Source organism: Bacillus sp. ISL-75 (genome assembly GCF_018613095.1).
Map to the genome: position 1 here is coordinate 37390 of NZ_JAGGQX010000005.1, position 9149 is coordinate 46538.

Genomic DNA, 9149 nt, shown 5'->3' on the forward strand with positions numbered 1-9149 from the left:
ATTATTCCGATAAGTGGGAAAATGTGCAAAAATCTTTTGGAAAAAATATGACATTACCGAGGCCCATTTCATTCGAGTACAGTTAAGTAACTGCGTGTTAAAAATCAAATCGGATACATTAAAGTATTTGACTTGAATGAAGAAAAAACTAAACAGTTTGCTAAAGAAATGGAATCGGAGTTAAATGTAACCGTTATCAATGTAAGGGATGCCGCAGAAGCAATCAGAGATTCTGTTATATTTAAAGTTTTAATTCATCTGTAGCGCTATGAGGAGCGAGGGAAAATGACAAGAAGATGGATGGTTCCGTTAGTTTTGGTAGTATTTGTTGTTATCTCGATTGGCTTCGCATTTAAATTTATTAAAAGGGATGAAAAGCCTAAAATTGTTGTCGTTTTGCAAGAATTAAATACTGATCATTCGAAAATCGTTAAAGCGGGAATAGAAAAGGGATTTGTAGATTTTGATATAGATGGGAAAGTAAATTGCGCCTGATTCAAAATATTCAGCCTCAAACCAGGTTACTATGTTGAAAGAGGTTTTAAAGCAAAAACCAGACGCACTAATCGTCACTCCTACACAATCATTTGCTGCTATCCCAGTGTTCAAGGAGTTTCAAAAAAAAATATCCCTGTGATAATGTTGAATCAAGACGCTCAATGGGAAAATCAAACTACCTTTGTTGGAACAGATCCCCTTAGGCTTGGCACATTAGCATGAGAGTTATTATCTTCCCTTACTCAGCCAGGAGATCAAGTAGCTTTTATTTTCGAAACGAAAGATAATTTTGTTGAGAATGATCAGATTAAGACAGCCAAAGAGGTTTTGGAAAGTGTTGGGGTTAAAGTTGTCATGGAACAGCAAGGGCACGAGGAATTTGGGAATATGAAATCAGGAATAAGTAACATTTTGCACAATTATCCCGATATTAAGGGAGTGTTTGCCACAAATGACAGCATAGCTTTAAATGCACTAAAAGTAATAGAAGAAAAAGAATTAAAGATTCCTATCATTGGAACGGAAGGTGTTGGGGAAATGCTGAAGGCCATTGACGAGGAGAGGTTGGACGTTACCTTATCCCAAAATCCGTATGATACGGGGTATCTCAGCGTAGATATAGCATTAAAAGTAATTAAGGGAGAATACATAGAAAAAAGAATTGATGGCGGAGTTGACATCATTACAAAAGATAATGCAAAATCGAGAATAGACTTTTATAAAAAAGAAGTATTAACTAAATTTATGAGGTTTTAATTGGCTATTTTGTAGGGTGCTGGTGAAAACCTTCACTGATTGTCAAAATACGTTTGAATGATGGAAAATCTTAAAAGCATATGAAATAACAATTAAAATAGCATGATAATTCACATACGAGTTATCATGCTTTAAGTATTTACAAGGCCTTGTATTCCAATCTAAAGAGATTTTAACCACAAATAGATAAAATGTTACCTTGGATTGTCAACACTAAACTAGACAACTTTATTAAGGTGTTCAAGTTTAAAATCAACAAGACTTACATAACCAAGTGTTACATGAATTCGTATGTTATTAAACCAGTGGACATAGTCATTTAATTCCCTTGTAAATTCTTCTAAACTATCAAAATGTTGTCCTTTAACAAACTATATATAGTTCCAGCACTTTAAATTTGATTGGTAAATTCACTCGGAATTGGAAAGAAAATTGTGAAAAAATACACATCTGATTTCCAAAATCATGTTAAAATTGTCTATATTACTTTTGGAGGTTAAGAACCATGCAAATTACTTTGGATAACACTAAAAATGCCCAAAAAGACCAACGGGTTCAAACACCATTTTCACGAACAAATCCATTTCCAGCAAAAATTCTTAAAAATATTAATATCAATGGGTCAGGCTCTAGTAAAGAAACAAGACATATTGAGTTATCACTAGAAGGGTCAGACCTTTCTTATGTACCAGGTGATACCCTAGGCATTATCCCTTCAAATGATCCAGAGCTTGTGGCTTCGCTTTTTGAGGAAATGCACTGGGATGAAGAAGCGATTGTAATTATCAATAAGCAAGGTGAGACATTGCCACTAAAGAAAGCGCTTATTAACTATTTTGAAATTACATTACTTTCAAAAAAGATTTTACAGCAGGCAGCTGCGTTTACAGAAAACGAAGCGTTACAAAAGCTTCTCTTGGTTGAAAATGCAGCCCAATTGAAAGAATATTGCTATGGACGAGATTTGCTTGATATGTTACGTGAATTCGGTCCATGGAAAGCTACTGCTCAGGAAATCGTCTCCTTCTTAAGAAAAATGACGCCGCGCCTCTATTCGATTGCAAGCAGCATTGCAGCGAATCCAGAGGAAGTTCATTTAACCATCGGTGCAGTGCGCTACATAGCCCATGGACGAGAGCGTAAAGGGGTTTGCTCTGTTTTATGTGCTGAACGTGTAAATGAAGGAGATACGCTTCCAGTCTTTGTTCAAGCCAATAAACATTTTTATCTGCCAGAGTCTCATGATATTGATATTATTATGGTTGGCCCTGGGACAGGTATTGCGCCATTCCGTTCTTTTATACAGGAACGGGCAGTGAATAAAGGAACAGGCCTGTCATGGCTGTTTTTTGGTGACCAGCATGCTGCCTCTGATTTCCTTTATCAAGATGAGTTGGAACAATATCAGCAAGGTGGGGTAATTTCCAAATTAGATACTGCCTTCTCCCGCGACGGAGCTCAAAAGGTCTATGTTCAGCATAAAATGCAAGAAAATAGTAAAGAACTGTTCGATTGGCTTCAAAAAGGTGCTTATTTCTACGTATGCGGAGATAAGGAATATATGGCGAAAGACGTCCATGAAACACTTATTAGCATAATTGAAAAAGAAGGTGCGATGAGTCGCGATGCAGCGGAAGCGTATTTAAAAGATATGCAGAAGCAAGGGCGTTATCAACGTGATGTGTATTAAAAGAAAACTGCAAAAATCTATAGTAGCCACCCTTCGTTCCGGTTGGACGAAGGGATAACCGCCTATTACAGCGTTAAGGAAATCCCAATATAAAAAGCCCAATTTCTCATCATCAATATTGAGAAATTGGGCTTTTTTCGTTACTTCATCATATGTCCAATAGAAGGAGATGCCTTCTTGTTAAAGAATGGCGCCCTATTGTATAATGCAACAAAACTGCAACCACTTCATTAATCAGGTATGGCCTTATTACTTTCTCTTAATAGTTCTAAAAATACGCTTAACGCTTTAGTCTGGAATGGGGATCGTAAGACAACTGAAAATTTCCGTATAATTGGAAGTTGTTTTACGTTTATGACATTTAAAGAGCCCATTGAACATTCCTTACGAATCGCCCAGTAAGAAAGTAGACTAACACCAAGACCTGCTTCTACAGATTCCTTAATTAGTTGTGTACTTCCAAACTCCAATGTTTTTTTCGGAATGATTTCACATAATCTGAACATTTTCTCAGTTATTTCTCTAGTTCCAGAACCATTTTCCCTGACAATCCACGTTTCTTCCTCTAATTCTGATATGTTAATTTCACCATTTTTTTGTGCCAAGCTATGTTTTGGTGATGCCACCAGATACATGGAATCTTCTGCAAAAGGTTCGATTACTAAATTTTTATCTTTGAATTCCCCTTCCACAATTCCCACATCTAATTGGTGCCCCAAAACTAATTTTGCTACCTCTTTTGTGTTCCCAATCGTAATGGTTGGAGTGATTAATGGATATTTCATATACATTTTTGCAATAACATGCGGCAAAACGTATTCCCCATATGTATAACTGGCACCAATTGAAAGAGGTCCACTTGTCTTATTGGTTAGATCATCTATCAAGTAATGCATTTTTGTATAGAGACCTAATATCTCTTTTGCGTGATGATAGACAATTTCCCCAGCTTTATTTAAGCGTACAAATTTATTACTGCGCTCCAACAATTTTGTCCCCATGGTACGCTCAAAAGATTGAATATATTGGCTTACTGCAGGTTGAGTCATATGTAATTCTTCTGCTGCACGTGAAAAGTTTTCCATCTCTGCTACCGTTACAAAGACTTGTAACTGTTGATCCATTTTTATCAACCCTTTTACAGTTTATTTTTTATTATATAGTTTTACTTATGATAAGTATCATAAATAATTATTTTTCTTATGGATAGAAAAGGTTTAGTCTGAGATTGTTAATAAATAAAGGTGGTGATGAGATGGAAGCGCAATACACTAGAGTAAATAAAGAACCTATCCAACCCCTAAAAAAAACCTCATCTTTTGGCCAATGGATCGGTGGAATTGGCTTTACCTTTATGATTGCCTTACTGGGCTACTTATTGGCAAAAACGCCTGGATTTGATCATGTTGGTCAATTAGCATCCGCGATTGTGATCGCAGTCATGTATCGGCAATTTTTTGGTTACCCTGAACTCCTCCGTTCAGGTATAGAATTTTCTTCGAAAAGATTATTACGGTTTGCGATTATTTTGTATGGACTTAAGCTCAATATAGGTACGGTTTTACAGGATGGTTTAGGATTACTTGTTCGAGATACTGGGGTTATTATCTTTGCTATCTTGGTAACAGTATGGCTAGCTCGAATGTTGAAAGCAGATAAAAATATATCACTTCTTCTTGGAGTAGGTACAGGGGTGTGTGGTGCGGCAGCCATAGCTGCGATAGCACCAATTATTAAATCAAAAGATGAAGATACCGCCATTGGTGTTGGTATTATTGCTTTAGTTGGGACGATTTTTGCGATTTCTTATACGATATTACGGCCCTTCTTAGCGTTGTCAGACATAGATTATGGCATTTGGTCAGGAATTAGCTTACATGAAATTGCTCACGTAGCCTTAGCTGCAGCACCAGGGGGACAAGATGCACTAGCTATTGGTTTACTTGCAAAATTAGGCCGAGTGTTTTTACTTGTTCCACTGTGCTTCCTTTTGATGTATATCATGAAAAGGAAAAGATCTAGGGACGAATGTTCTGAAACGAAGGTTGAATTTCCATGGTTTTTAATAGGGTTCATTATCATGAGCATTATTGGAAGTTATGTCATTGGTACAACTATTCCAGTATCAAGTGAAGTTATGAATGGTATTTCCAAGCTTACTCCATGGTATTTAACAGCAGCAATGGTCGGACTCGGATTAAATGTATGTCTTCGGGATCTCCGTACGAAGGCATTAAAACCGTTAATCGCGATGGGGATTACATCTATCTGTCTTTCAATTTTAGCTTACTTTATTGTATAAAAATGATAGTTTATTATAGTAAACTGAAAAATTGATGGGGCAACCAAAGAAGAATATGCTTGGGGTTTTCGTGTTGGGTTTCTCACATTTGGAATCCAAGATGCTTCGGTTTTGGAAGCGCTGGAGAAAAAGACGATGGGTTCCATTCGAAGTACCATTTCATGCAGTCCCCATCTTTCCCAAACAATCATTTTGGATGCCTTGTTAAATCCCGAATTTGAAGTGCAGCGCTGGGAGAGAAATAAGGTAATGGAAGCCAGGGCGAAGCGAGTCAAAGAGATCTTAGCAGACGGGAAATATGCGGATGCATTCGAACCCTATCCATTCAACTCAGGGTATTTCGTGTGTCTTCAAATCAAGCATTCCAATGCAGAAACGCTGCGGATCCACTTGCTCAAGCAGTACGGAGTGGGGACGATCTCCCTAGCCAAGACGGATCTTCGAATCGCATTTTCCTGTGTTGAATTAACTGATTGGACCTGCTTTTTGAACTTATCTATATAATTGCACTTGTCTGGAAGCCGGGGCAGAAAACTTCACTCCATGATCACGATGGTACTTGGGGAGGCGAAGGGGTTGTGGCTGGACAGATCAAGGTGACGAACTATCTTCGATTGGATGAGATTTCAGAAAGTTTAGTAAAACTCAGGCAAACTGATACATTGATTGTAAATCAGCAAATGACTGGCAAACTCCTGCCCCCAGCGGATTGTCACATCCTTGAAACGGAGGGCGATCAAACGGCGATAACCATCCATGTTGATGGAAAACAACTCCGTAAGTTTCGGGTATTTCAACCTTTATAACAAGAAGGTATTTTTTCAGCCCACGATTCCTTTGTAGGGTATACCCCCGGGCCAATCTAAGTTTATAAGGTATTTGATAATATGGTTTCACATTAGTATTTTTGAAAAATTAAAATTTAGTGAAGAAACAACTGTTAAGAAAGCAGCATAAATACGTATTAATAAATCCTATTAACTAAATTAATGTTAATTAGGATTTTTCTATTTGATTAGGCATGAAGAACCTTACCATAATTTCTAAACATACTGGGAGTCAGGAACTTTGTATAGGACCGTCCTTCTGCTTCCATGGTTTGACAAAAGCTTAATTTAGCAATAGTATCACTATTAATTCGAACTTTTTTACAGGGGAGATAAAAATGAAAATTTATGTGGATGCAGATGCTTGTCCGGTAAAAGATATTATTATTTCAGAAGGAAGAAATGCAGAAATTCCTGTTATCCTTGTGACGAGCTTTTCTCATTATTCTAATGCGGAACAACCTTCAGGAGTGGAAATCATTTATGTTGATTCTGGAGCAGATGCTGCCGATTATCGGATTATGAAGTTAGCCGAATCAGGAGATATTATTGTTACGCAAGATTACGGACTTGCATCGCTAGGTTTAGCAAAAGGATGTACAGTCCTTCACCATAAAGGGTTTAGCTATACAAATGAAAACATTGACGAATTATTACAATCACGGTATTTTAGTGCCATGGCTCGAAAAAGCGGAAAGCGAACAAAGGGACCCAAGCCTTTTACAGCAGAAGATCGGGAGCAATTTAGGAGGCTTTTTAAACAAGTTATTTTTAATTAGAGTGTTGACTTAGCCAACACTCTTCTATTCATTATTAGACAGAGACGACATCATAATGAAATGACAGGATGAATTTATCACCTATACTTACTTACAGAAACTCAAATTTAGATACTTCATAGAGGAGCGTATTTTTTTAATGAATCAGGAATTTCTTTATATTATTATTATCATTGCCCTTGGGTATCTATTAAAGCGTTTAAATATTTTACAAGAAAAAGATGGAGTAGTCATTTCAAAAATTATTTTTAAAATTACCCTTCCTGCCTTAGTTCTTGTCACATTCGATTCTGTAAAAATAGAAACTTCTTTAATTTTGTTACCAGTTATCGTACTTGTTTATGGAATCATAGCAGCAAGTCTAGGTTTCTTAGTTTTTAAAAATGAGGAAAGAGAACTGAAAGGTTCTTTTCTGATGCTTTCTTCCGGATTTAATGTTGGCTTATTTGCATTTCCTTTAGTTTATGCAATATGGGGTATGGATGGATTAACCTATTTTAGTATGTTTGATGTTGGAACATCATTTGTCGTTTTTGGAATTGCCTATATTTTAGGAAGTTATTTTTCAGCAGAAGGACTTAGGCTTAAACCAATAGAAATTCTAAAAAAACTTGCCAAGTCTATTCCGTTAATGACGTATCTTATTGCTAGTCTTTTAAATTTTAGCCACCTCCAATTACCTGATATGATCATTAATGTTGCAAGTACGATCTCTGGTGCAAATATGCCGTTATCATTATTATTATTAGGGCTCTATTTGAATTTTAAATTTGACAAACAATTGATTAAACCTATGTTGAAATATTTAACCTTCCGATATGGTTTAGGTCTACTTTTTGGATTTGGTTTATTCCATATCCTTCCGTACAATCAGATGTATCGATTTACAATCTTGATCGGTTTTTTACTACCTGTTGCAGCATCCGCCTTAACATTTGCCGTTGAATTTAAATACAGCACCAGCAGCACCCGTTTAATCGCTACTATATCAAATATTACGATTTTAATTAGTATTGTCATTTTATATATTTTTGCAAACTTTATTTTATAAATCTTTAATTAAAAACAAACTTCACAGGCTCTTGTTGCTTTTTTTGTTCCACTCTTTATCATTATCAAAAGATGCTAAAATGAAGAATGTTGTTCAAGTTAGAAAGTCACTTTCCAATTAATAATTCTTGTATTGCCCTCATATAATCATTCATATTGATTAATTTGTTATGGTTTCAGGCTTTTTCAGAGGAGGAATTTATGAAACTATATCTGATTATTAGCCAAATCTTATATTTACTTTCTTTGATTCCCTGGTTTGTAATTTGGGGATTGTCGTTTATGAGTTTCGACAGTGGTGTGAACCTATCTAATAGTTCTTTTGTTCTGGCCGTTTCTTTATATCCAGTTGCTGTAATCATCAGTTCCATTTTAGCCTGGGTATTCCGAGTGAGAAAGAAACGACTTGCTTTTATAATTAATTTAATTCCAATGGTATGGATTATGGCCTTTCTTTGGTTCATGTTAGTGTACAATTGAAAAAATGATAAAGTGGTTAAAATTTCATTGGAATAAGTGAAAAGGTGCCTGACACCCGCTGTATGAACACATTAACGCATTGGGGGTCAAGCACCTGTTTTCTTAGTCAAGATTGTTTCTCCATCCACGCATCCATATATGCCTGATTCCAGCGTAGATGACACAGACCGCAATGGCTGGATTCCTCCACTTGCGCTTTTGCTTACTTTAATATTCTCCTTTAATTACAAAAAACGAGCCCCGAATTGTTCCAGCTAGTTTAGATTTCTGCCTAGCAAACTTAAACTTCCCTTCTAACTCCTTTGGTACCTCCATCCCCTCAGAAAGCTTAAAACCAACGGCCCGCTTCGGCTTAGGGCCATCAACCGTATACATGACATTGACCTCAAGACCATCCTCATAAAAGACGTATGCCATTTTGATATTTTCCACTTGAAAACGCGACGTTTCTAAAGGTTTGGCAGCAAACTCAATATCACGTTCTTCTTTCAAAATTCGGTTCACATAATCAAGGGTCTCCTGACTTTCGCTAGCTGGTACAACCGTAAATTCATGCTTGTATTTGTTCATAAAGTAACGGGCTTCATTAGCACGTAAACCAGCAAGCGCTTCTACTACTGGTGAAGACTCTAAACCAACCGTAGACACATTTTTAAAATCAACGATATTGGACATTTCCATCCTTCCTTTTCTCTCTTTATTTCCGAACAACAGGGATCCACATTTCATCAAAAACTAAGCCATTCTGGATAGGTTACACTTAGTTG

The 9149-nt window shown here is 36.6% G+C and carries 9 protein-coding genes and 3 pseudogenes; 9 read left to right on the forward strand and 3 right to left on the reverse strand.

Annotated features, from left to right (window positions below; genetic code table 11):
• Positions 1 to 285 precede the first annotated feature (285 nt).
• Both J7E63_RS01715 and J7E63_RS01720 read left to right on the forward strand, forming a co-directional pair.
• A complete protein-coding gene (locus tag J7E63_RS01715; protein ID WP_215010009.1) occupies positions 286 to 495 on the forward strand; it encodes a hypothetical protein in 210 nt (69 codons plus the stop codon).
• Positions 496 to 762: 267 nt separating this feature from the next.
• Positions 763 to 1254 (forward strand): annotated as a pseudogene (locus J7E63_RS01720) (sugar ABC transporter substrate-binding protein); the annotation flags it as partial.
• Positions 1255 to 1472: 218 nt separating this feature from the next.
• Here the strand turns inward: J7E63_RS01720 and J7E63_RS30450 are convergent.
• Positions 1473 to 1613: pseudogene (locus tag J7E63_RS30450) on the reverse strand (IS3 family transposase); the annotation flags it as partial.
• A 146-nt stretch (positions 1614 to 1759) separates the two neighbouring features.
• Here J7E63_RS30450 and J7E63_RS01730 point away from each other — a divergent pair.
• Positions 1760 to 2944, forward strand: a complete 1185-nt coding sequence (locus J7E63_RS01730; RefSeq protein ID WP_215010010.1) for a sulfite reductase subunit alpha — start codon at positions 1760 to 1762, stop codon at positions 2942 to 2944.
• A gap of 230 nt (positions 2945 to 3174) precedes the next feature.
• Here J7E63_RS01730 and J7E63_RS01735 read toward each other — a convergent pair whose 3' ends face one another.
• Positions 3175 to 4068, reverse strand: a complete 894-nt coding sequence (locus tag J7E63_RS01735) for a LysR family transcriptional regulator (protein ID WP_215010011.1) — start codon at positions 4066 to 4068, stop codon at positions 3175 to 3177.
• A 131-nt stretch (positions 4069 to 4199) separates the two neighbouring features.
• Here J7E63_RS01735 and J7E63_RS01740 point away from each other — a divergent pair, with 131 nt between their 5' ends.
• From J7E63_RS01740 to J7E63_RS01765, 6 genes and pseudogenes are all read left to right on the forward strand, one after another.
• Positions 4200 to 5246, forward strand: coding sequence for a YeiH family protein (locus tag J7E63_RS01740; protein ID WP_215010012.1), 1047 nt, complete (start codon positions 4200 to 4202; stop codon positions 5244 to 5246).
• Positions 5247 to 5273: 27 nt separating this feature from the next.
• Positions 5274 to 5711: pseudogene (locus tag J7E63_RS01745) on the forward strand (aminotransferase class I/II-fold pyridoxal phosphate-dependent enzyme); the annotation flags it as partial.
• Between the two features lie 113 nt (positions 5712 to 5824).
• A complete protein-coding gene (locus tag J7E63_RS01750) occupies positions 5825 to 6052 on the forward strand; it encodes a hypothetical protein (protein WP_308161877.1) in 228 nt (75 codons plus the stop codon).
• Positions 6053 to 6411: 359 nt separating this feature from the next.
• Positions 6412 to 6852 carry a YaiI/YqxD family protein gene (locus J7E63_RS01755; protein ID WP_215010013.1) on the forward strand — a complete coding sequence of 147 codons (441 nt, stop codon included), beginning with the start codon at positions 6412 to 6414 and terminating at the stop codon, positions 6850 to 6852.
• Between the two features lie 139 nt (positions 6853 to 6991).
• A complete protein-coding gene (locus tag J7E63_RS01760) occupies positions 6992 to 7903 on the forward strand; it encodes an AEC family transporter (protein WP_215010014.1) in 912 nt (303 codons plus the stop codon).
• 200 nt (positions 7904 to 8103) lie between these two features.
• Positions 8104 to 8382 (forward strand): hypothetical protein, encoded by a 279-nt coding sequence (locus J7E63_RS01765; RefSeq protein WP_215010015.1) that lies wholly within the window; start codon positions 8104 to 8106, stop codon positions 8380 to 8382.
• Positions 8383 to 8589: 207 nt separating this feature from the next.
• Here the strand turns inward: J7E63_RS01765 and J7E63_RS01770 are convergent, their stop codons facing one another.
• Positions 8590 to 9057: a phage tail protein gene (locus J7E63_RS01770; RefSeq protein ID WP_215010016.1), complete on the reverse strand. Its 468-nt coding sequence runs from the start codon at positions 9055 to 9057 to the stop codon at positions 8590 to 8592.
• Positions 9058 to 9149: the final 92 nt, after the last annotated feature.